Annotated in this window: 22 protein-coding genes and 1 pseudogene; 12 read left to right on the forward strand and 11 right to left on the reverse strand. The window is 73.4% G+C overall.

Features of this window, described 5'->3' with window-relative positions; all coding sequences use genetic code 11:
• Window positions 1-25: 25 nt before the first annotated feature.
• The 3 genes from EV376_RS05325 to EV376_RS05335 are packed head-to-tail and all read right to left on the reverse strand — an operon-like array spanning window position 26 to window position 3,666.
• A complete protein-coding gene (locus EV376_RS05325; RefSeq protein WP_130321029.1) occupies window positions 26-1,780 on the reverse strand; it encodes a proline--tRNA ligase in 1,755 nt (584 codons plus the stop codon).
• Between the two features lie 57 nt (window positions 1,781-1,837).
• Window positions 1,838-2,512 carry a response regulator transcription factor gene (locus EV376_RS05330; RefSeq protein ID WP_130321030.1) on the reverse strand — a complete coding sequence of 225 codons (675 nt, stop codon included), beginning with the start codon at window positions 2,510-2,512 and terminating at the stop codon, window positions 1,838-1,840.
• Entirely contained in the window at window positions 2,509-3,666 is a 1,158-nt protein-coding gene (locus EV376_RS05335) for a sensor histidine kinase (RefSeq protein ID WP_486482522.1), read from the reverse strand. Before EV376_RS05335 ends, EV376_RS05330 begins: the two co-directional genes overlap by 4 nt.
• A 131-nt stretch (window positions 3,667-3,797) precedes the next feature.
• On the opposite strand from EV376_RS05335, the gene EV376_RS05340 reads away from it, so the two are divergent.
• From EV376_RS05340 to EV376_RS30075, 3 genes are all read left to right on the forward strand, one after another.
• Complete coding sequence (locus EV376_RS05340) at window positions 3,798-4,262, forward strand: hypothetical protein (RefSeq protein WP_130321031.1); 465 nt, start codon at window positions 3,798-3,800, stop codon at window positions 4,260-4,262.
• A 125-nt stretch (window positions 4,263-4,387) separates the two neighbouring features.
• Window positions 4,388-4,918, forward strand: coding sequence for a SigE family RNA polymerase sigma factor (locus tag EV376_RS05345; protein ID WP_130321032.1), 531 nt, complete (start codon window positions 4,388-4,390; stop codon window positions 4,916-4,918).
• The gene (locus EV376_RS30075; RefSeq protein ID WP_165437922.1) at window positions 4,915-6,066 is read left to right on the forward strand and encodes a PD40 domain-containing protein; all 1,152 of its coding nucleotides are present in this window, start codon (window positions 4,915-4,917) and stop codon (window positions 6,064-6,066) included. Before EV376_RS05345 ends, EV376_RS30075 begins: the two co-directional genes overlap by 4 nt.
• A 178-nt stretch (window positions 6,067-6,244) precedes the next feature.
• On the opposite strand, the gene EV376_RS05355 is transcribed toward EV376_RS30075, so the two are convergent.
• Window positions 6,245-6,430, reverse strand: a complete 186-nt coding sequence (locus tag EV376_RS05355) for a DUF397 domain-containing protein (protein ID WP_130321033.1) — start codon at window positions 6,428-6,430, stop codon at window positions 6,245-6,247.
• Window positions 6,421-7,224, reverse strand: coding sequence for a Scr1 family TA system antitoxin-like transcriptional regulator (locus EV376_RS05360; protein ID WP_130321034.1), 804 nt, complete (start codon window positions 7,222-7,224; stop codon window positions 6,421-6,423). The genes EV376_RS05355 and EV376_RS05360 overlap by 10 nt, the downstream gene beginning before the upstream one ends.
• Before the next feature lie 160 nt (window positions 7,225-7,384).
• On the opposite strand from EV376_RS05360, the pseudogene EV376_RS05365 reads away from it, so the two are divergent.
• Window positions 7,385-7,702 (forward strand): annotated as a pseudogene (locus EV376_RS05365) (hypothetical protein); the annotation flags it as partial.
• 149 nt (window positions 7,703-7,851) lie between these two features.
• Window positions 7,852-8,619, forward strand: coding sequence for an SGNH/GDSL hydrolase family protein (locus EV376_RS05370; protein ID WP_130321035.1), 768 nt, complete (start codon window positions 7,852-7,854; stop codon window positions 8,617-8,619).
• Window positions 8,620-8,718: 99 nt separating this feature from the next.
• Here EV376_RS05370 and EV376_RS05375 read toward each other — a convergent pair whose 3' ends face one another.
• Both EV376_RS05375 and EV376_RS05380 read right to left on the reverse strand, forming a co-directional pair.
• Entirely contained in the window at window positions 8,719-9,927 is a 1,209-nt protein-coding gene (locus EV376_RS05375; RefSeq protein ID WP_130321036.1) for a hypothetical protein, read from the reverse strand.
• Window positions 9,920-10,435: a sigma-70 family RNA polymerase sigma factor gene (locus tag EV376_RS05380; RefSeq protein WP_130321037.1), complete on the reverse strand. Its 516-nt coding sequence runs from the start codon at window positions 10,433-10,435 to the stop codon at window positions 9,920-9,922. The genes EV376_RS05375 and EV376_RS05380 overlap by 8 nt, the downstream gene beginning before the upstream one ends.
• 114 nt (window positions 10,436-10,549) lie before the next feature.
• Between EV376_RS05380 and EV376_RS05385 the strand changes: the two genes are divergently transcribed.
• The gene (locus EV376_RS05385) at window positions 10,550-11,452 is read left to right on the forward strand and encodes a sulfurtransferase (protein ID WP_130321038.1); all 903 of its coding nucleotides are present in this window, start codon (window positions 10,550-10,552) and stop codon (window positions 11,450-11,452) included.
• Between the two features lie 58 nt (window positions 11,453-11,510).
• Here EV376_RS05385 and EV376_RS05390 read toward each other — a convergent pair whose 3' ends face one another.
• The 3 genes from EV376_RS05390 to EV376_RS05400 form a co-directional block, all read right to left on the reverse strand.
• Entirely contained in the window at window positions 11,511-12,695 is a 1,185-nt protein-coding gene (locus tag EV376_RS05390; RefSeq protein WP_130321039.1) for a hypothetical protein, read from the reverse strand.
• The gene (locus tag EV376_RS05395; RefSeq protein WP_130321040.1) at window positions 12,692-13,222 is read right to left on the reverse strand and encodes a SigE family RNA polymerase sigma factor; all 531 of its coding nucleotides are present in this window, start codon (window positions 13,220-13,222) and stop codon (window positions 12,692-12,694) included. The genes EV376_RS05390 and EV376_RS05395 overlap by 4 nt, the downstream gene beginning before the upstream one ends.
• A gap of 62 nt (window positions 13,223-13,284) precedes the next feature.
• A complete protein-coding gene (locus EV376_RS05400; RefSeq protein ID WP_130321041.1) occupies window positions 13,285-13,848 on the reverse strand; it encodes a TetR/AcrR family transcriptional regulator in 564 nt (187 codons plus the stop codon).
• Between the two features lie 81 nt (window positions 13,849-13,929).
• Between EV376_RS05400 and EV376_RS05405 the strand changes: the two genes are divergently transcribed.
• Together EV376_RS05405 and EV376_RS05410 are read left to right on the forward strand one after the other, a co-directional pair.
• Window positions 13,930-15,117 (forward strand): FAD-dependent oxidoreductase, encoded by a 1,188-nt coding sequence (locus tag EV376_RS05405; protein ID WP_486482523.1) that lies wholly within the window; start codon window positions 13,930-13,932, stop codon window positions 15,115-15,117.
• Between the two features lie 9 nt (window positions 15,118-15,126).
• Window positions 15,127-15,696: a VanZ family protein gene (locus EV376_RS05410; RefSeq protein WP_130321043.1), complete on the forward strand. Its 570-nt coding sequence runs from the start codon at window positions 15,127-15,129 to the stop codon at window positions 15,694-15,696.
• Here EV376_RS05410 and EV376_RS05415 read toward each other — a convergent pair.
• Window positions 15,587-16,921: an MFS transporter gene (locus tag EV376_RS05415; RefSeq protein ID WP_130321044.1), complete on the reverse strand. Its 1,335-nt coding sequence runs from the start codon at window positions 16,919-16,921 to the stop codon at window positions 15,587-15,589. The two genes, EV376_RS05410 and EV376_RS05415, sit on opposite strands and share 110 nt — an antisense overlap.
• A 263-nt stretch (window positions 16,922-17,184) precedes the next feature.
• Here EV376_RS05415 and EV376_RS05425 point away from each other — a divergent pair, with 263 nt between their 5' ends.
• From EV376_RS05425 to EV376_RS05440, 4 genes are all read left to right on the forward strand, one after another.
• Window positions 17,185-17,802 carry a TetR/AcrR family transcriptional regulator gene (locus EV376_RS05425; protein ID WP_130321045.1) on the forward strand — a complete coding sequence of 206 codons (618 nt, stop codon included), beginning with the start codon at window positions 17,185-17,187 and terminating at the stop codon, window positions 17,800-17,802.
• Between the two features lie 140 nt (window positions 17,803-17,942).
• Entirely contained in the window at window positions 17,943-19,280 is a 1,338-nt protein-coding gene (locus tag EV376_RS05430; protein ID WP_130321046.1) for an ATP-binding protein, read from the forward strand.
• Window positions 19,281-19,453: 173 nt separating this feature from the next.
• The gene (locus tag EV376_RS05435) at window positions 19,454-20,374 is read left to right on the forward strand and encodes a hydroxymethylglutaryl-CoA lyase (protein WP_130321047.1); all 921 of its coding nucleotides are present in this window, start codon (window positions 19,454-19,456) and stop codon (window positions 20,372-20,374) included.
• Between the two features lie 245 nt (window positions 20,375-20,619).
• Window positions 20,620-22,152, forward strand: a complete 1,533-nt coding sequence (locus EV376_RS05440; protein ID WP_130321048.1) for an acyl-CoA carboxylase subunit beta — start codon at window positions 20,620-20,622, stop codon at window positions 22,150-22,152.
• Window positions 22,153-22,183 lie beyond the last annotated feature (31 nt).

Raw genomic sequence — 22,183 nt, forward strand, 5'->3', positions numbered from 1 at the left:
ATTGCGGTACCCCGTGACACCCTGACTACACCCCACGCGCGTCGGCGACCAGACGTTCGACGATCCCGTCCAGCGCCAGTTCGGTTCGCTCGCCGGTCGCGCGGTCGCGCAGTTCGGCGTACCCGTCGGCGAGACGGCGGCCGATCACGACGGTGCGCGGGATGCCGACCAGCTCCGCGTCGGTGAACTTCACCCCGGCGGAGACGTGGGTACGGTCGTCGACCAGCACCCGCAGGCCGGCGGCGGCCAGGCGTTCGCCGAGGTCGAGCGACGCCTCCAGCTGTGGGCCCTTGCCGGCCGCCACCAGGTGTACGTCGCACGGCGCGACCGCCGCCGGCCAGACCAGGCCCCGCTCGTCGTGGTGCTGTTCGGCGATCGACGCGACCGCCCGGGACACCCCGATGCCGTAGCAGCCCATCGTCGGCCGGACCGGCCTGCCCGCCGGACCGAGCACGTCGAGCGCGAACGCGTCGGTGTAGCGGCGGCCGAGCTGGAAGATGTGGCCGATCTCGATGCCGCGACGCAGCGTCAGCTCACCGGTCTCACAGGCCGGGCAGGGGTCACCCGGCCGGACCTCGGCGGCCTCGATGGTGCCGTCGGGGACGAAGTCCCGGCCGCAGACGACGTTCGTGGCGTGCCGGCCGGGCTCGTTGGCGCCGGTCAGCCAGGCGGTGCCGGGAACCACCCGGGGGTCGACCAGGTAGCGGAGCCCGAGCTTCGCCATCAGCTGCGGCCCGATGTAGCCGCGCACCAGCTCCGGGTGGTCGTCCCAGCCGTCGAAGACCGCGACGGTGGCCGGGGCGATGGCCGCGTCGACCCGCTTCAGGTCCACCTCCCGGTCGCCGGGCACGCCGACCACCAGCAGGTCCGGCGCGTCGGTGCCGGGCCGGCGCACGGTGAGGACGACGTTCTTCAGCGTGTCGGCGGCCGTCCAGTCGTCCCGCCCGGCGAGCCGGCGGTCGTTGGCCAGCTCGACGAGGCTCGCGATGGTCGGCGTCTCGGGTGTGTCGTGCACCTCCAGGACCGGCTGCGCGTCCGGGTCGCCGGCGGGCGGCGCGGGCGTGGTGACCGCCTCGGTGTTCGCCGCGTAGTCGCAGGCCGTGCAGCCGACGTAGGTGTCCTCGCCGACGTCGGCCGCCGCCAGGAACTCCTCCGACGCAGAGCCGCCCATCGCACCCGACATGGCGTGCACGACCGTGTAGTCCAGGCCGAGCCGGTCGAAGATCCTCCGGTACGCGGCCCGGTGCCGGTCGTACGCCGCCTGCAGGCCCGCCTCGTCCAGGTCGAACGAGTACGCGTCCTTCATCAGGAACTCGCGCCCGCGCAGCAGGCCGGCCCGGGGCCGGGCCTCGTCCCGGAACTTCGTCTGCACCTGGAAGAGCGTCACCGGGAAGTCCCGGTACGAGGTGAACAGGTCCTTGACCAGTAGCGTCGCCAGTTCCTCGTGGGTCGGGGCGAGCAGGTGCCCGGCGCCCCGCCGGTCGGCGAGCGTGAAGATGTCGTCGCCGTACTCCGTCCACCGCCCGCTGACCTGGTACGGCTCCGCCGGCAGCAGGGCCGGGAAGTGCACCTCCTGGTCACCGATGGCGAGCATCTCCGCCCTGATCACCTCGGTGACCCGGTCGAGCACGAGCCTGCCCAGCGGCAGCCAGGTGTACCCGCCCGGGGCGGCGCGGCGGATGTAACCGGCGCGCAGCAGGAGCCGATGGCTCGGCACCTCCGCGTCCGCCGGGTCCTCGCGCAGGGTCCGGAGCAGCAGAGTGGACATCCGTAGCAGCATTGCCGCAGCGTACGACCGAGCCACCGGGGGCGGCGATCCGATTCCGCGGGCCGGTCGTCACCTCACCCCCGGCACGTCGCCGGGGTCGCTCAGCCCGGCCCGGTGGGCGATGACGGCCAGGGCGGTGCGGTCGCGGGCGTCGAGCTTCGTCAGCAGCCGGCTCACGTAGGTACGTGCCGTCGCGGGGCTGATGAACAGCGCCCGCCCGATCTCGTCGTTCGTCTCGCCGAGGCCGACCCGGGCCAGGACGGCCCGCTCCCGCTCGGTCAGCTGGGCCAGCCGTGGGTCCGGCCGTGGCCGGCGCGCCGTGGTGGCGAGGTGCTCCATCACCCGGCGCGCCACGGTCGGGGAGAGCAGGTTCCCGCCCTCGGCGGCGGTGCGCACGGCGCGGCGGAGGTCGTCGGAGGGGGTGTCCTTCAGCAGGTATCCGGCGGCGCCGAGGGTGATCGCCTCGATGATGTCGTCATCGTCGTCGAAGGTGGTGAGGATCAGCACCCGGGACTCCGCGAGGGCGGGATCGGCGCGGATCGCCGCGGTGGCCGCCAGGCCGTCCATCCCGGGCATGCGCACGTCCATGAGTACGACGTCCGGCCGGAACTCCCGGGCCAGGCGCACCGCCGCGTGCCCGTCCGCCGCCTCGCCGACGACGGTGATCTCCGGGTCGGCCCGCAGCAGCGTACGGATGCCGGCCCGGACCAGGTCCTGGTCGTCGACGACGAGCACGCTGATCATGACGGCACCGCCAGCGGCAGGGCGGCCCGGACGACGAAGCCGGTGTCCCGGTACCCGGCCGTGAACGTGCCGCCCAGCGACTCGGCCCGCTCCCGCATTCCGGTGATCCCGTGCCCGGGTCGAGCGGCGGCGCCCCGGCCGTCGTCGGTGACGGCGACCATGAGGTGCTCCTCGTCCTGCCGCACCTGGACCCGCACCCGGCTGCCGGTCGAGTGCTTCACCACGTTCGTGACCGCCTCCTGCACGATCCGGAAGGCGGCGGCCTCCACCGGGGACGGCAGTCCGGCGTCGACGCGTACCTCGACCGCCACGTCGAACCCGGCGGCGGTGGCCGCCTCCGTCACCGTGTCGAGGTTCGCCAGCGAGACCACGGTCCGGCGGGCGTCCTCCCGGGAGCGCAGCAGCGCCACCGTCCGGCGCAGGTCGGCCATGCTGCGGGTGGCGGTGGACCGGATCAGGTCCAGGGCCGACCGGACGGCCGCGTCGTCCCTGCCGAGGGCCTCGCGGGCGACGTCGGCGTGCAGGGCGATCACCGACGTGGTGTGGCCGAGGGAGTCGTGCAGGTCACGGGCGATCGCCATCCGTTCGGTCTGGAGGCGGGCGTCCGCCTCGTGCCGGTACCGGTCGGCGGTGAGTTCGGCGATCCGCCGCGCGTTCGCCTGCGCGGCCCGCCGGGCCCGCACGCTGTCCCCGAGGGCGATCGCCGCGCCCATCAGCAGGACGTGCCCGGCCAGCTCGTACCCGACGACCAGCGAGAAGTCCTGCCCCTCGGCGAGGCGGAAGACGACCGACACCACGGTCACCACGACGGCGGCGACGGTCGCCGCGGCGAGCCGGCCGAGCTCGGCGGCGGAGAACAGGGCGGCCGCGACGGGCACGGCCAGGCCGACCGCCGGGTACCCGGCGGCGTAGTAGGCGAACAGCCCCAGCACGCTGATGGCGAGCACGATCACCGGGTAGCGGCGGCGGGCGAGCATCAGCGCGCCCAGCCCCACCGCCCACAGGTAGGCGACCGGGTCCGGCTCCAAGCGGCCGCCCTGGTTGGCCGTGATCACGACGGACAGGGTGACCGCGACGCCGGCGCCGATCAGGCCGTCGACGATCCAGGGGCGGATCCCGCGCCGTCCCTCCCGCTCGCTCGGCTGGCCAACCACCAGGTCAGCGTACGGCGCTGCGGGGCGGTGCCGGAGTCGTCGAGAAGCGATGCCGCTGTCGCTCCCCGACGTACCGACGACGCGATCGGAGACCGATGCCGCCCGGCTCGCCCGTTCCTAGCGTTGTCGTCATGACCTCACCGAACGTTACTTCCCCGCCCCGCCCGACCCTCGGGCTTCCGCTGCTCACCCTCCTCGGGCTCGCGCTGCTCGGCCTGCCCCGGGTGGTGCTCCACGACCTGGGCGTCGTGCACGAGCGCACCTTCGTGAACCTGCTGCTGGTCGTCGTACCCCCGGTCGTGTGGATCGCGGTCGTCCTGGCCCGGCGGGTGTCCAACCCGTTCCTGACCCTGCTCGTCGTCGGCGTGTTCTACGGCGTGCTGCTCGCCGCGACCCACCAGTTGCTGTGGGACGTCGCCTTCGGCGACGAGCCGCCCCGCCTCGGCGGCAACCTCACCGACCTCGCCCCGGGCGCGCAGGAGGTGATCCTCCGGGTCGGTGCCGCGATCAGCGGCGTCTTCACCGGGGTGCTCGTGGGCGCGGTCTCCGGCCTGGTCGCGTTGGGGCTCACCAGGATCTCGCCGCCCCGGTCCTGAGGCGCCGGGTGGCAAGGTCGCCGGTGCCGCCGGTTTCGTCGGCGGCATCGGCAACCCTGCCGGCCCGGGGTGGCGTCTGGGTGGGCGTCAGGATGGTGCATCACCTCACCCAAGGATCGGCTCGTGTGGACCCTCAGCTGAGTGAGTTCGACTCGTTCGTCCGGACCCGGACCCCCGCGCTACTGCGGTCGGCGTACCTGCTGACCGGTGACCAGCACCTGGCCGAGGATCTCGTCCAGTCCGCCCTCGCCCGTACGCACCGGTCGTGGAACCGGTTGCACCACAGCGGGAACGCCGAGGCGTACACCCGCAAGACCATGTACCACCTCCAGGTCTCCTGGTGGCGACGCCGCCGGGTCGCCGAGTCGATGCCGGGCGACCTGCCCGAGCCACGCGGAGGCGACTCGGCCCCCGACCACGCCCAGCAGACCACGCTCCGGCTGACCCTGCGGGCGGCCCTGGCCCGGCTCTCCGCCAAACAGCGGGCCGTGCTGGTGCTGCGGTTCTTCGAGGACCGCACCGAGGCTGAGGCCGCCGACCTGCTCGGCGTCACTGTCGGCACCGTCAAGAGCCAGACCGCGAAGGCCCTCGCCAAGTTGCGCGCCGTCGCACCGGAGCTCGCCGAGCTGTACGTCCTGGAAGGGAACGCCCGATGAACCACGACCGCCTCCGGCTCGACCTGGCCGACCTCGCCGCCGAGGTCACCCCGGTCGACCTGCGCGACCGGGCCCTGCGTACGTCCCGCCGGCTCGGCATCCAGCGCGCCGTCACCACGTCCGCCGCCGTGCTGGCGCTGGTCGCCGCGGCCGCCGGCACCGCCTTCGCGGTCCTTCCCCGCGCCGACGGGCCGGCACCGCTGCCGGCCGACCCGCCGTCGGTGACCGTTCCACCGTCGCCGCCGACCAGCCCCACACCTACGGCGACGGGCAGCTCCACGCCGCCTCCCGACAGCGCCGACACCCGGACCGAGACCCCGACCATCGGCAGGCTCCACTACGGGCCGGACAGCGGCTCCGTCGCGGGCAGCACCCGGCTCCAGTCCTGGCGACCAGCTACGAAGCCCGAGCCGCTGCTCAGTCTGTCGAAAGAGGCGGCACTGACCAACGCCACGGTGTCTCCGGACGGCCGCTCAGTGGCCTGGGTTGAGCAGGGCACCCTGTACGTGGCCCGGATCGACGGCTCGGGCAGGCGTGAGCTGCGCAGCGAAGTCGACGACCTGTGCATGTCACCGGCCTGGTCGCCGGACTCCCGGCAGCTTCTGATCGCCTCTCGAAACACCGAGGGCGGTGTCACCGGTCTGGTGGAGGTGTCCTCCAGAAGGTTTGTCCAGGTTGCTGGCATCAGCGGCTGTCACCCGGTCTGGGCCGCCGGCGGCACCGTCGCCATCGCTGACGGCGCCGACGGAACCATCGTGCTGACCGATGCTGACGGCGGCAACCGGCGAATCATCCCCGGGCTGGGCAAGGACCAGGAGTACGTGAGCTTCAACCTGTCCAGCGTCTCGCCGGATGGTCGGCTGATCGCGCTGTTCCGGATGGATCGCCATGGCACGTGGGGCGATGCGGCCCGGTACCTGCGGGCCAACGTGGTGCTGAACACGCGCACCGGTGCGGAGGTGGATCTCGACCTGGGCGGCCGGGAACTGCGCCAGGCGTACTTCCAGGCGGACGGGACGCTGGTGGCCCGGGTCGAGTCCGGTGGCAGGTTCGTGCTGGTGCTGCTCGACGCCGACGGCAAGAAGATCAGTGAGACGCCGGAGCCGGCGGCACTGAAGGGCATGCAGATCCTGGCGGCCACCGGCTGACGTTCCGGCCGTGGTGGAGCCGTCGCGAGCGCGGCGGCTCCACCACGGCCCGGCAGCCGTTGCCTGACGGGTACGGCCAAGCCCGCCGCGGACCTTCAGCACAGAGCAGTCGACGGCATGGAAAGCAGCCTCGCTGGTCGGGCGAGGCTGGTGATCCGGGTACGGGCCTGCGGTGGAGTCAGGGGCGCTTGGTGCGGGCGATGAAGGCGCGCCAGGTACGCGGGGTGAAGGTGAGCACCGGGCCGGTCGGGTCCTTGCTGTCGCGTACGCCGACGACGCCGGGCAGGTTGTCGGCCACTTCGACGCAGTCGCCCTGGGTGCCGCTGCGGGTGGACTTCCGCCAGGTCGCACCGATCAGCTCCATGACTGCATCACTTCCTTCATCAGCTCGATGGAGTGTTGGCGAGGCAGCGCTTCGCTGCGGACGCTCTCCCACCTCGCCAGGAGGATAGCCAGATCCTCCTCTTTGTCGATCACATCTCCGGCGAGCTGAGTCTCCAAGTGGCCTACCCAGCCACCGTCCCGACTCCTGGCCAGAGAGAAGGGGCCGACGAGGCCTACATGCACGGCGACGGTAGCCGGAATCAGATGGACGTGGATGTTCGGGCGTTGAGCATGTTCGATCAAGTGCGCGATCTGCTCCAGCATGAGCCCTCGGAAGCCCTCATCGGTTCGGCGGAGCACCGCCTCTTCTAGGACAGCGACATACTTCGGCGGATCAGCGCCGACCAGCGCCGACTGTCGGTCCAGCCGAGCGGCCACCCTCTTTTCCACCTCCTCGTCACTGATCATGTCGTCGGTGCGGATCACCGCGCGGGCGTAGTTCTCCGTCTGCAGCAAGCCATGAACCAGGGTTGGCTGGTAGCACCGCAACTGCTGTGCCTGCCGCTCAGCGTCCAGCCACGACCGGAGCCAGTCTGGATGCCCGTTCCGGTCGGCCATTCTGAGCAGGGACATCAACAGGCCGCCGGTATCCAGAACCTCGTCGGCTCGCCTGAGGAAAAAGCGGTCGAAGGGCCGCTGTCCCAACTCAATGGCTGACACCTGCGAGTTTGAGAAGTGGACCAGTTTCCCGAACTCCTCCTGGCTCAGTCCGGCCTTCGTCCGCAGCCGGCGCAGCTGCGCCCGGATCAGCTCCGAGGTGGGCTCACCTTCCACAGTTCCTCCACGATCGTCCGGCGGCTCGAAGGGACGGCGGCGCCGGGTGGACCGCCCTCCCGGGCCTCGCCACGGGCACCGTCGATGCCTTCCGACCGTAGTCGCCCGATCACCACACTGTCACCCGACGAGTCCCGCCCCGGCAGGCAGAGGAGTGGACATGTGCGGTGGTCTCCCCGTACCCCGGCTCGGGCCGCATCCGGACCGGCCCCGCGCCTATCCCGCGGACCGGCCGCCGCACCTGCCGCTGCGCCCGCTGTGGGTGTGCCGGGCGTGCGGCGGGCCGTGGCCGTGCGCGGAGGCCCGGCTGTTGCTCAAGATCGAGTACGCGGACCGCCCGGTGGACCTCGCCGTCTACCTGTCCGGGCTCTACCACGAGGCCACGCACGATCTGTTCCGGCTGAACCCGCACGACGGGCCCACCCCGCGCGAGCTGTTCGAGCGCTTCGTGGCCTGGGGACCGTACCGCCGGCCGGCGGTCGACGGATCGCGATGGCCTCCGCCACGTTCCGGCGTCGACGGGCACCGCGGGAGGGATGGCCGGTGCAAAACTACCGCTGTTAAGCAGGGACCCCTCCCGCTGTCGGAGACGTAGAGAAGGGGCCCTTCCTTGCGTCGGAGGTGGCAGTGAGCTGGGGCAGTTACGTCGCGGTCGGGGACAGCTTCACCGAGGGCATGGACGACGCGTACCCGGACGGCACCTACCGGGGCTGGGCCGACCTGGTCGCCACCCGGCTCGCCGCCGAGGCCGGGCCCGACTTCCGGTACGCGAACCTCGCCATCCGCGGCCGCACCTTCCCGCGGGTCGTGGACGAGCAGGTGCCGGCGGCGGTCGCCATGAAGCCCGACCTGATCAGCTTCGCCGCCGGCGGCAACGACGTGCTGCGCCGGACGTTCGACCCGGACGCCCTGGTCGCCCGCTTCGACGACGTGGTCGGGCAGCTCCGGTCGGGTGGCGCCGACGTGATCCTGTTCCGGTTCGCCGACGTGATGGCCCGGCTGCCCGGGCAGCGCCTCGTCGCGCCCCGGGTGCAACTGCTCAACCGCGCGGTCGGCGAGACCGCCGAGCGGCACGGCGCGATCCTGGTCGACCTGTACGCCGACGACACGTACCTCAACCCGATGTTGTGGAGCACGGACCGGCTGCACCTCTCCGCCGCCGGGCACCGGCGGGTGGCCGCCCAGGTGCTGACCGCGCTCGGGGTGGGCTGCGACGAGGACTGGCTGCTGGTCCCCGAGCGCCCGCTGCCGAAGCCGTGGCTGACCGCCCGCGCCGACGACGTCCGGTGGGCCGCCCAGCACCTGGCCCCGTGGCTCAAGCGCCGCCTGACCGGCCGGTCCTCCGGCGACACGGTGACCGCGAAGCGCCCCACCCTGACCCCGCTGACGGACTGACCGCACCACCATCTCCGCGATCTTGCACTTCTCGCCCCTGGTTCGCGGTATAAGGCCGATTTGTCGGGGCTGAAAGTGCAAGATCGCGGAGGGTGGTGTTCAGGAGAACTCGGTCCAGGCTCGGGTCTCCAGGGAGCCGAGGATCCACGTGTCGTCCTGGGTGAAGGTGATGCTGCCGTCGCGGGCCACCTCGACCGTGGCCGGGTTGCTGAAGCCCGTCTCCACCTCCAGCGCGTCGCTCAGCTCGGGAAGGTCGGCGTAGCGGCCGTCGCGCCACACACCCGCCCCGCCCTGCGCGCCGGTGACCACGAGCCGGCCCTCGCCGGCCGCCGCCACCTCGTAGGTGTCGCCGGGCAGGCTGCCCCGCTCCGTCCAGCGGTCGCCGACCAGCTGCCACACCGGTCGGGGCGCCGTCGACCCGACCAGCCAGACGTCCCGGCCGTCGGGTGAGAGCAGCAGGCTTCCGGCCTCCTCGACCGCCGGCAGCCGGTGCCAGGACGCCGTCTTGTCGGCGCTGACGGCCGCGGTGGTCCGGTCGGCGTCGACAACCGCCACCCAGAGGCGCCCGTCGCTGCCCTCGCGCAGCTGGACCGAACCACCGCCGTCGCCGGTGGTCAGCGGCGGTTGACCGACCTTCCCCCCGCCGACCCGCCCGATCCGTAACCCTTCGCAGTCTCCGTTCGGCGACGGGCAGACCAGCCGGTAGCCGCTGACCGTGGCCCACGCTCGCTGCGCGTCGAGCGACGGCGAACGCACCGAACTGCTGTCGACGGTGGCGCCGCCGTCGCCGGTGGTCACGTAGCCGTCGCCGGACAGGACGATCGCGGTCCGCTCGTCGGAGGCGTACATCTGGGAACTGCTCTTCGCCGGCGGCAGCTCCCGCCCCCGCCAGGTCAGGCCCCCGTCGGTGGTCCGCGCGAGCGCCCGCCGGCACCCCTGGGTCACCTGGTCGGGTCGGTCGCAGGTGTCGAACAGCGCCCAGCCGTGCCGGGCGTCCACGAACCGCAACCTCCGCAGCGCGCCGACGGCCCCCGCGGCAGCCACCTTCCGCTCGGTCACTGACGGGCCAGCCGTGACGGTGGGTGACGGCGGCGTGGGTGGCACCGGACCAACGTCCCGGTTGGCCACGGCGAGCGCCCCCGCCGGGCCGCCGATGACCAGGGCGGTGATTCCGGCGAGCAGGCCGCGGCGTCGCCGCCGCCGGTCGCGTACCCGCCGCTGGGCGGCGGCCACGCCCGCCGGGCGGAAGGTGCGCACCGCCTGCGCCTCGAACTCGGCGAACATCTCGTCCAGGGTCTGCTCACGCACGCGAGACCTCCTCCCGGTCGGCGAAGTAACGGGCCAGGGCCGTCCGGCCCCGGGACAGCCAGGACCTGACGGTCCCCTCGGGTACGCCGACCTGGTCGGCGATCTCGGCCACCGTCAGGTGCGCCAGGTGATGCAGGACGACCGCCCGCCGCTGGGCCTCCGGAAGCGTGGCGAGCGCCGCCAGCAACGCGACCCGGTCCGGCTCCGGGCCCGGTACGTGCTCCTCCCGCTGCCGGGCCAGGTGGCGTACGGCGGTCCCGATCCGGCGAAGCCGGCTGGTGGCGAGGTTCCAGGCCACCCGGCGGACGAACGCGGCCGGGTCGTCGTACCCGGCGATCCGGTCCCAGCGCTCCAGCGTCCGGCAGAACGCCTCCTGGGTGAGGTCCTGCGCCTCGGCGTGGTCACCGAGATAGGCGTAGAGCTGCACCGCGAGGCGGTGGAAGTGCGCCTGGTAGAACTCGGTGAAGTCCACCGGCGGTGGGGCGGCCCTGGGTGGCCGTGCAGTCATGTCGGTCCTCGGTGTCGGCGGGTCTCGCCACTGTCACGTGTGACACACCGCATTCGCTGCACCCGATCTGGGATGACGGGTCGGCGGAACCGTATCCGGCGTACCTTGGGGATCATGTCTGTGCCGAGCGATCCCGATCCCCGACTCCAGTCGTACGCCGACCCGCAGCGGCTGGTCACCACCGGCTGGCTGGCCGAGCACCTGGGCGACGAGGGCCTCGTCGTCGTCGAGTGCGACGAGGACGTGCTGCTCTACGACACCGGGCACATCCCGGGCGCCATCAAGGTGGACTGGCACACCGAGCTGAACGACCAGGTGACCCGCGACTACCTGGACGCGAAGAGCTTCGCCGACATGTGCGCCGCCAAGGGCATCGGCCGGGACGACACCGTGGTCTTCTACGGCGACAACTTCAACTGGTGGGCCGCGTACGCCCTCTGGGTCTTCACCCTCTTCGACCACCCGGACGTGCGGCTGCTCGACGGCGGCCGGCAGAAGTGGATCGCCGAGGGGCGGGAGCTGACCCGGGACAAGCCGACCCGGCCGCGCGCCGAGTACCCGGTGCCGCACCGCGACGACGCCCCGATCCGCGCGTACCGCGAGCACGTGATGGACCACATCGCCGCCGGCCGGCCGCTGGTGGACGTACGGTCGCCGGGCGAGTACACGGGCGAGATGCTGCACATGCCGGACTACCCGCAGGAGGGCGCGCTGCGCGGCGGCCACATCCCCGGCGCGGTCAACAAGCCGTGGAAGTCGGCGGCCAACGACGACGGCACGTTCAAGTCGCCGGAGGAGCTGCGGACGATCTACGCCGACCAGCTCGGGCTCAGCCCGGACGACGACATCGTGGCGTACTGCCGGATCGGCGAGCGGTCCAGCCACACCTGGTTCGTGCTGCGCCACCTGCTCGGCTATCCGAAGGTGCGCAACTACGACGGTTCGTGGACCGAGTGGGGCAACCTGGTGCGGGCTCCCGTCGTGAAGGGCGACCAGCCCGGCAGCCTGACGGGTTGAGCGGTTGTCAACCGGGGCCCCTTGTCCAACGCGAGGCGTCGACAAGGGGTCCTTCCGCTCATCCGGCCGCTAGTGAGAGTTCGCCGTAGAGGTCGCGGACGACGCCGGTGACCTCGCCGGTGTCCGGTCGCCAGCGCAGCAGGCCGCCGGGGTCGTACCGGACCAGCACGGTGCCGTCGGACTCCCAGCCCAGCACCTCGCAGCAGCCCTTCCAGCGGTCCCGGCCCAGGTCGAGCAGGCGGGTCACCAGGCCGTTCTCGGCGTTCAGCAGCGCGACACCCTCCAGCCCGCTCATCGTGCCGGTGGTGATCCAGCCGGCCCGGGCCACCTCGTTGCCGCGCTGCCAGCCGCGCCCGTAGAACTCGTCGACCCGGTTGCCGCGGGGCAGCGCGGCGGTGTCCAGTGGCCGGCTGCCGAACTCGTTGACACCGTTGCGTACCGTCCACCGGGTCAGGGCGAGCCTCTCCGGCGTGCCGCCCATCGCGAGCAGGGCGTCGGTCGGGGCGGCCGGGTCGGGTGTGACGAGGTCCCACGGCGACAGCGGCACCGTCCGCGCGACGCCGGTCGCCCGGTCCACCTCGTACGTGGTGTCGTCGTCGCCGACGAACAACCGGTCGCCGGCCCAGAGCGCGTGCTCGAGGTATCCCTCGAGCGGGTAGCGGCGGACCTGCGCGGTGGTCAGGTCGACCACGATCACCTCGCCGGTCTGCGCGAAGGCGGCGAGCCGCCCGTCCGGGGACAGGCTGCCGGGCTTCAGCGGCACCGCCTCGTTCCCCTCGGCGTCCCGGGTCCGGGCCGGGGTGACCACGTCGAGGTCGCGGACGATCCCGTCGTCGCCGAGCACCCGGATCCGGTCCTCGACGCCGGTGTCGGGGTTTACCGGTTGGTAGAGCGCCAGCGCCCGGCGTACCGGCCGGTCGGTGAGCTTCGCGGTGACCGGGTCGCCGAGGCGGCCGAGCGGGTCGGCCGGGTAGGCCAGCTCGGCCGGCGGACGCTGCACGGGCGGTGCGGTGGGGACGACCGGGCCGGCGGTCGCCGGGGCGGCCGGGACGGGCGGGTCCGCCGGGCCGAGGGCGAGCGCCGTACCGCCGGCGAGCAGGACCACCGCCAGCCCGGCGGCAGCGGCGGTGCGCCGGTTCCGCCGGACCCGGCGGGCCCGGTCCCAGCCGGTCGTCGCGGGGTGCGACGGCCGGATGTCCTCGGTGGCGGCCACCAGAAGGTCGTGCAGGTCTCCGGTCCTCACTGGGTCACCTCCGTTCCAGCCGGTCGGTCGCCGTCGAGCCGGCCCAGGTCGGGCGCCAGCTCGCGGAGCCGGCGCAGCGCCGCGTGGCTCTGGCTCTTGACGGTGCCGACGCTCACCCCCAGCGCCTCGGCGGTGGCCGCCTCGGTCATGTCCTCGAAGTACCGCAGGACCAGCACCGCCCGCTGGCGCGGTGGCAGTTGGCCGAGCGCGCGGTGCAGCACCAGGCGCAGGTCACCGTCAGCGTCGCGGGTCACCTGCTCCGGCGGGTACGCGGCGAGCCACTCCCGCCGGCGTCGTCGCCACCAGGACACCGCGTCCCGGTAGAGGATGGTGCGCACGTAGGCGGCCGGGTCGCCCTCGCGCACGCTCGACCAGCGCAGCGCCAGCTTCAGCAGGGCGTCCTGGAGCAGGTCCTCGGCCTGGTGCCGGTTGCCGCAGACCAGGTACGCGGCACGCAGCAGGCGGTGCTGGTGGTTCTCGACGAAGGACACGTAGCCCGCACGCCCGTCGTCCGCCTGCCCGCCCATCGACCAGCTCCCTCGATCCCGTCACGCACAAGACGCGGGAGCGGCCGCGAAAGGTTGGGCGGTCAGCCGCGCAGGTAACGCTGGATCGTCGGCCCGACCCATTCCACCACCTCCGCCGGCTCCAGCTCGACCACCGGCGGCAGCCGGACGATGTAGCGGGTGAGGGCGAGGCCGAGCATCTGGCTGGCCACCAGGCCGGCGCGGCGGGCGGTGGTGGCCGGGTCGGTGCCGAAGGTGGCGACGGCGGCGGTGAGCTGGTCGGCGAAGATGCGGCGGATCCGTTCGGCGGCACCCGGGTTGGCGCTGGCGGCGCGGAGCAGCGCCGCGAGGGTCTCGTCGCCCTCCCAGCGGTTGAGGAAGTGCCGCACCAGCACCTCGCCGAGCCGGTCCGGGGGCACGTCGGTCAGGTCCGGCAGGCGCAGGTCGAACTCCGCCGCCGCGGCGAACAGCCCCTCCTTGCTGCCGTAGTAGCGCATCACCATCGACGGGTCGATGCGGGCGTCCGCGGCGATGGCCCGGATGGTCGCCCGGTCGTACCCGTCGGCGGCGAAGCGGGTCCGCGCGGCTCGCAGGATCGCGGCCCGGGTGGCGTCGGAGCGGCGGGTACGGGTCGCGGAGTCGGTCATGTCAACGACCGTAGGCCAACGCCCGTTGACACCTCAAGGCGGGGGCACCTACTGTTGCCAACAACAGTTGGCCAACGATCGTTGGCATCGACTTCCGGTGCGGAGGTGGCGATGTTGCCGACCGAGACGGACGTGCTGGTGGTGGGCGCCGGGCCGACCGGCCTCACCGCCGCGCTGACCCTGGCCCGGCGCGGGGTGCCGGTGACCCTCGTCGACCGGCTGCCCCGCCCGCCGGTCACCTCCCGGGCGGCGGTCGTGCACGCGTACACCCTGGAGGAGCTGGACCGCGTGGGAGCCGGCGCCCCGCTCGTGGCGCGCGGCGTGCGGGCGCCGGAGTTCACCGTCCAGGACCGCGACCGGGTGCTGCTCCGCGTCCCGTTCGGCGACCTGCCGACCCGCCACCCGTACGCGCTGATGGTCTCCCAGGCGGTCACCGAGGAGGTGCTCACCGCGCAGCTCGCCGACGCGGGCGTGACCGTGCTGCGCCCGTACGAGCTGAGCGGCCTGGACCTCGGTGGGCCCGGCGCGGTCGCGAAGTTCGCCGACGGCACCACGGTCCGGGCGCGGTACGTGGTCGGTGCCGACGGGATGCGCAGCAGCGTCCGCGAGTTGGCCGGGATCGGCTTCTCCGGTCCGGCACACGGAGCGGAGTCGTTCGTGCTCGCCGATGTCCGGGCGACCAGCGCGCTGCCGGGCGACCGGGCGACCCTCTTCCTCGCCCGGGGCGGCCCGCTGATCTGGGCGCCGCTGCCCGACGGCGTCGTCCGGCTCGTCGCCTCGGTCCCGGCGGCGCCGGCCGACCCCGACGTGGCGTACCTGCAGGGGCTGCTCGACGTCCGCGGCCCGGCCCGCGTCCCGGGCCGGGTCGAGGAGGTGCTCTGGTCGTCGCGCTTCCGCCTGCACGAGCGGATCGCCGACGGGTTCCGGGCCGGTCCGGTGCTGCTCGCGGGGGACGCCGGGCACGTGCACAGCCCCGCCGGCGGCCAGGGGATGAACCTCGGCATCGTCGACGCCGTCGACCTCGGCGCCACCCTCGCCGACGTGCTCGCCGGCGGCCCCGACGCGCTGCTCGACGGGTACGCGGCGCGGCGCCGCCCGATGGCCGAGGACGTGGTCTCCTTCGCCGCCGGGCTGACCCGGCTGGCGACCCTGCCGCCCGTCACCCGGCCGGCCCGCAACCTGTTGCTGCGCCTGCTCTCCGCGCTGCCGCCGGCCCGCCACGGCATCGCGCTGCGCCTCTCCGGCCTCGTCCACCGCCCGGTTGGCTAGGCTGCGCCGATGGCGCAGGTATGGCGGGACTGGGGTCCCGTCCTGGCCGCCACCGCGGTCGGCCTACCGCTGGTGGCGGTGCTCGTCGTCGTCCTGGCCCGCCGCCGCCGGGACGCGGCGACGCCCCGCGAGGCGTGGCGGCGCAGCGTCGCCGAGATCGGCGCGGTCGCCGGGACGCTGCCCTGGGTGTGGATGATCCTCACCCCGCGTGCCGCGGCCGGCGAGGTCGACCTGGTGCCCCTGCGCGATCTGACCGAACTCTTCACCGGCACCCCGGCCACCGTCGTGGTCCAGGTGGTCGGCAACCTGCTGGTCTTCGCCGCGCTGGGCTTCTTCGCCCCGGTACGCTTCGCCGCGCTCGCCGGCGCCGGCCGGCTCTTCCTGCTGGGCGCGGTGTGCTCGGTGCTGGTCGAGTCGGCGCAGTACCTGCTCGACCTCGGGCGGGTCACCTCCACCGACGACGTCCTGCTCAACGCGACCGGGGCGGCCCTGGCCGGACTGCTGTCCCGGCGCTGCTGGGCGCGACCGCGGGCGGGCGCGGGGCCGCCGGTCCCAGCGTCCGCCACGCCGCGAGGGTGACCAGCGCGAAGACAACCGCGGCGGCGGCCGCCACCGGTGCCGTGCCGTACGCCGCGCCGACCAGACCACTCAGCGCCGCGCCGAGCGGTGCGGTGAGCAGCCCGACCATCCGCTGGGCGGCGCCGACCCGGCCGAGCAGGCCGGCCGGCACCCGGCGCTGCCCGTACGAGATCCAGAGGCTGTTCCACGCCGTGGTGCCGGCGGCGAAGACGGCCAGGGCGAGCGCGCCCGGCACCGGATGCCGGGTCAGCGCGAACCCGGCCAGCGCCACCGTCTCCACGGCCAGCACCACCCGCAGCGAGCGGGCCGTGCCCAGCCGCTGCGCCAGCCGCCCGGCTCCGAGCGCGCCCGCCACGCCGCCCAGGACCGCGGCCGCGGCGAAGAGCCCGTACCCGGCCGGCGGCACCCGCAGCACGTCGAGCGCGTAGAGCACCAGCACCGCCATGAGCGCACTGATCGCCAGGTTGCTGGCCGCGGTCAGGGTGGTGATCCGCCACATCGTGACATCGGCCCGCAGCCACCGCACGCCCGCCGCGGCCTCCTGCCAGACGGACCGGCCGGACCCGGAGATCGCGTTCGGGTTCCGCGCCGCCCCGGCCGGGGCGCTGGACGGTGGTGCCGGCGGGGCCGGGTGGGCGCTGGACGGTGTGGCCGGCGGTGCCGGGCGGAGGGCGAGCACGAGCAGGGCGGCCGCGACGAAGGTGAGGGCGTCGACGGCGAACGGCAGCGGTGCGGCGACGGTGAACAGCACCCCGGCGGCGGGCGCGCCGAGGAACCCACCGGCCACCGCCGTGCCGGCCTGGAGGCGACCGTTGGCCCGGGGCAGCGCTGCCGCCGGCACCACCGCCGGGAGCAGCGCGAAGGCGGCGGCGTCGAAGAAGCTGCCCAGCGTGGCGAGCAGGAAGGCCGCCACCAGCAGCGCCGCGACCCCGGCCCGGTCGGCGACGACCGCCACGGCGAGGCCACCCACCACCGCCGCCCGTAACCCGTCCACCGCCGCCATCGTCCGGCGGCGGTCCCACCGGTCCGCGTACACGCCGCCGAGCAGCCCGAACAGCAGCGGCGGCAGTTGACCGGCCACCGTCACGGCGGCGATCACCACGGGGTCGCGGGTCAGGCTCGCGGCCAGCAGGGCGAGCGCGGGTGTACGGAGGGCGTCCCCGAAGCGGGACGAGACGGTGGCGGTCCAGAGCAGACCGTAGTCGCGGCCGAGGGTGGCGGTCATGCCGGCGACCCTCCGGCCTCGACCGGGTCGAGGGTCAAATCGCCACGCGACGGGGGGTGCGAGCAGCACTGATCATGGATACGGCCTGCCGGCGCAGGAACAGTCGCGACCGGCCGGGAGGCGGACGCCGCCGCGGGCCGGTTCCCCGCCGGGTGCGGCCGATCCGGGCGTGGGGGCAGGTTCCGGGCCGGGCCCGGACGCCGGCGGGCCATCGGGCGAACCACGGCCTCCACCGGCGCCGGCAGGCGGTCTACGCTTGCCGGGTGACGGTGGAGCAGCAGGCGCGGGCGAGGACGACCGGGGGCACGGGCCGGCGCCGGTCCCGCAAGGACGAGATCCTGGAGATCGCGGTCGGCCTGTTCGCCGCCCGGGGCTACCACGGCGTGTCGATGGACGACATCGGCGCGGCCGCCGGGGTCACCGGTCCGGCGCTCTACCACCACTTCGCCGGCAAGGAGGCGATGCTGGTCGCCGCGCTCATCCCGGTCAGCGAGGGGTTGCTCGCCGGTGGCCGGGAGCGGGCCGCCGCGCACCCCGACGACGCGCGCGCCGCGCTGGAGTCGCTGATCGACTTCCACGTCGACTTCGCCCTGGCCAACCCGGCCGTGATCGCCCTGCACCTGCATGAGCTGGACCGGTTGCCCGACGAGCCCCGCCGGCGCATCCGCCGGCTCCAGCGGCTGTACGTCGAGGAGTGGGTGACCGTGCTCACCGGGCTGCACCCGGGCATGCCCGACGGTGAGGCGCGGGTGCTCGCCCATGCGGCGTTCGGCCTGATGAACTCCACGCCGTTCCTCGGCGGCGAGGTCGACCGGCAGCGCCGCGCCGAGCTGCTGCGCGCCACGACCCTGGCCGCCCTGCTCGCCCCCGTCGGGTCCTGAGGCGGCCCGGACCGTTGACAAAGCGCACTTCCGCTACCGGAGGTGTCGCGAAGGGGCCCTTCCGTCGCCGCTGACTCGTCAGTAACCGGCGTGGCATGGTTCCCTGGCTTCCGTTCGACGCCCGGGACGCTGGAGGAAACATGATCGAGTCGCTGCTGGTCGCCAATCGGGGCGAGATCGCCCGCCGGATCATCCGTACCGCCAAGCGGCTCGGTGTCCGTGCGATCGCGGTGCACTCGGAGGCCGACGCCGGCCTGCCGTTCGTGACCGAGGCCGACGAGGCGGTCTGCGTGGGCCCGGCGAACCCGGCCCAGAGCTACCGGAACGTCGAGGCCATCCTCGCCGCCGCGAAGTCCACCGGGGCGCAGGCGATCCACCCCGGCTACGGCTTCCTGTCGGAGAACGCGGACTTCGCGCGTACGGTCGGGGCCAGCGGCCTGATCTGGGTCGGGCCCGGCGCGGACGCGATCACCGCGATGGGCGACAAGATCAATGCCCGGAACCTGATGGCGGCGGCCGGGGTCCCGGTCGCGCCGGGCACCACCGACCCGGCGGCCGACCTGGCCGCGGCGGTCACCGCGGCGGCCGAGATCGGCTACCCGGTGATGGTCAAGGCCGCGGCCGGCGGTGGCGGCATGGGCATGGGCGTCGCCCTCGACGAGGCCGCCCTGCGCACCGAGTACGACAAGGTGCGGTCGTTCGCCGAGCGGATGTTCGGCGACGGCTCGGTGCTGATCGAGCGGTACTTCCCCCGGGTGCGCCACGTCGAGGTGCAGATCCTCGGCCTGGCCGACGGCCGGGTGGTGGCCCTTGGCGAGCGCGAGTGCTCGGTGCAGCGGCGCAACCAGAAGCTGGTCGAGGAGTCGCCGTCCCCGGCGGTCTCGCCGGAGCTCCGGTCGCGCCTGCTCGCGGCGGCCGTCCGCGCGGGTGAGGCGGTCGGCTACCGGAACGCCGGCACGGTCGAGTGCCTGCTCGACCCGACCACCGGGGAGTTCTTCTTCCTGGAGATGAACACCCGCCTCCAGGTGGAGCACCCGGTGACCGAGCTGGTCTACGGGGTCGACCTGGTCGAGGAGCAGCTGCGGGTGGCCGCCGGGCTGGCGCCGACGTTCGACCCGGACGCGCTGGCGCCGCGCGGGCACGCGATCGAGCTGCGGATCAACGCCGAGGACCCGAAGCGCTTCCTGCCCGGGCCGGGCGCGATCACGACCTGGGTCGAGCCGGCCGGCGAGGGCGTACGCGTCGACTCCGGGTACGTGGCCGGCAACACGGTCACCCCGTTCTACGACAGCCTGATGGCCAAGCTCATCGTCAGCGGCGCCACCCGGTCGGAGGCGATCGACCGCGCGAGGACCGCGGTGGCGCAGTTCGAGCTGGTGGGCCCGAAGAACAACCTCCCCTTCTTCACCGAACTCCTGGCGAACGCCGAGTTCCTCTCGGGCGACTACGACACCACCATCGTCCCCCGCATGCGCTGACCGCGCGCCCCCCAGTTTGCGCGCCGCCCCCGCCCGCCCGCGTTGATCGCGAAGTGGTAGCTGCGACACGCCGTGGTCGAGGGCTGTAACTTCATGATCAACGAGGTTTGGCCGGGCGGGTGGGATGCTGGGGTGGTCAGCACGGCAACTGGGTCACAGTGGGGTGATCGCTCATGGCGGAGATGCCAACGTCGGTGTCGATTCGGGAGGTCGGGCCGCGGGACGGGCTCCAGAACGAGGAACCGATCCCGACCGACGCGAAGGTGCGACTGCTCGACGCGCTCTCCCGTACCGGGGTGCGGCGGATCGAGGCGGTGTCGTTCGTGCACCCGAAGGCGATCCCGCAGATGGCCGACGCGGACGAGGTCTGGCAGCGGGCGGAGAAGGTGGACGGGGTCCGCTACTCGGCCCTGGTCCCGAACACGCGGGGCGCGCAGCGGGCCCTGGCGGCCGGCTTCACCGAGATCGAGGTGGTGGTGTCGGCCAGTGACACGCACAACCGGCGCAACGTCAACCGCTCCACGGACGAGTCGCTGGACGACATCGCCGAGCTGATCGACCTGCTGCACGGCGCCGGTGCCCGGGCCGAGGTCATCGTCGCCACCAGCTTCGGCTGCCCGTACGAGGGTGACGTCGACCCGGCCCGGGTCGCCGGGATCGTGGACCGGGTGGTTCGCGACGGCGCCGACCGGGTGGCGTTCGGCGACACCACCGGCATGGGCACGCCGCGCCGGGTCCGCGAGCTGTTGACGGCGGTACGCGACCGCAACGCCCACGTCCCGGTGCTGCTGCACTTCCACAACACCCGGGGCACCGCGCTGGCGAACCTGCTCACCGCCCTCGACCTGGGCGTGACCGAGTTCGACGCGAGCGTCGGGGGCCTGGGCGGCTGCCCGTACGCGCCGGGTGCCAGCGGCAACCTCGCCACCGAGGAGGCCGTGCACATGCTGCACGACATGGGCATCGACACCGGGATCGACCTGGACGCCCTGGTCGAGGTGGCCGAGTTGGCCGAGCGCCTGACCGGGAAGACCCTCCCGAGCGGTGTCCTCCGAGCCGGCCCGCGAACCCGCCTGACCCCGCTCCCGGCCTGACCCCGCTCCCGGCCTGACCCCGCTCGCCGGGGGATGATCGACTCCGGTTACGGCAATTCGGGGCGTCCACGGGCCGGGGCACCGCGACCTGCGGCATGCCGAGTGGATCAACCCGGCCGGGTCGGACGGCGGGGGTCGGGCGGGACGGGCTGCCGTGAGGTCGCGCCGTGCGCTAACCTAACGATCGTTCAGGTCGGTTCGCTCGCGAGGCGGAGCCGGCACAGGGCGGCAAACAGGGAGTCGGCGTGACGCTCGACGGTGAGGCACTGGAGCAGCTTCGCAAGCGCGCCAGAGCCGGCGGTGCGGACAAGTACCACGCGGCGAACGCCGCGAAGGGCAAGCTCTTCGCCCGGGAGCGGGTCGCGCTGCTGGTCGACGAGGGCTCCTTCGTCGAGGACGGCCTCTACGCCAACGCGCGGGCCGAGGGCCTGCCCGCCGACGGCGTGGTCACCGGCACCGCCACCATCGACGGCCGGCCGGTCTGCCTGATGGCCAACGACTCCACCGTCAAGGCGGGCAGTTGGGGCGCCCGTACCGTCGAGAAGATCATCCGGATCATCGAGCGGGCGTACACGACCGGCGTCCCGATGGTCTACCTGGTCGACTCGGCCGGCGCCCGGATCACCGACCAGGTCGACCTGTTCCCCGGCCGGCGCGGCGCCGGGAAGATCTTCTGGAACCAGGTCCGCGCGTCCGGCTCGATCCCCCAGGTCTGCGCGCTGTTCGGGCCGAGCGCGGCCGGCGGGGCGTACATTCCGGCCTTCTGCGACGTGGTCGCCATGGTCGACGGCAACGCCAGCATGTACCTCGGCTCGGACCGGATGGTCGAGATGGTCACCGGCGAGAAGACGACGCTGGAGGCGATGGGCGGGGCGAAGGTGCACTGCGCCGAGTCCGGCGTCGGGCACTTCCTCTGCAAGACCGAGGCCGAGGCGCTCGACGTGGTGCAGCGCTACCTGTCGTACCTGCCGACGAACTGGACCCAGGCGCCGCCGAAGGCCGAGCCGGTCGAGGCGCCGGCGAAGGCGGACCTCGCCGGGCTGGTGCCGGCCAGCGAGCGGCAGGCGTTCGACATGCGCCGGTACGCGAAGGGCCTGCTCGACGAGGGCAGCTTCTTCGAGATCCAGGCGCTGTGGGCCAAGGAGCTGACCATCGGCTTCGGCCGGCTGGGCGGCGAGGTCGTCGGCGTGGTCGGCAACAACTCGATGTTCAAGGGCGGGGTGCTCTTCGTCGACTCGGCCGACAAGGCGACCCGGTTCGTGCAGCTCTGCGACGCCTTCAACGTCCCGTTGCTGTTCCTGTCCGACGTGCCCGGCTTCATGGTCGGCAGCGCCGTGGAGAAGCAGGGCATCATCCGCCACGGCGCCAAGATGATCACCGCGATCTCCGAGGCGACCGTACCCAAGATCTGCGTGGTGGTCCGCAAGGCGTACGGCGCCGGCCTCTACGCGATGGCCGGACCCGGCTTCGAGCCGGACGCCACGATCGCCCTGCCCACCGCGAAGATCGCGGTGATGGGCGCGGAGGCGGCGGTCAACGCCGTCTACGCCAACAAGATCGCCGCGATCATGGACGAGACCGAGCGGGCCGCGTTCGTCGCGGCGAAGCGCGAGGAGTACGAGCGGGACATCGACATCGTCCGGCTCGCCAGCGAACTGGTGGTCGACGCGATCGTCGAGCCGCACGAGCTGCGTTCCGAGCTGATCCGCCGCTTCGCCGCCGCCCGCGGCAAGGACCGCCACTTCTCGAAGCGCCGGCACGGCGTCACCCCCGTCTGACCCGAGCGCACCCGCGCACCCCCCGTTCCGG

This window comes from Micromonospora sp. CNZ295 (assembly GCF_004217535.1).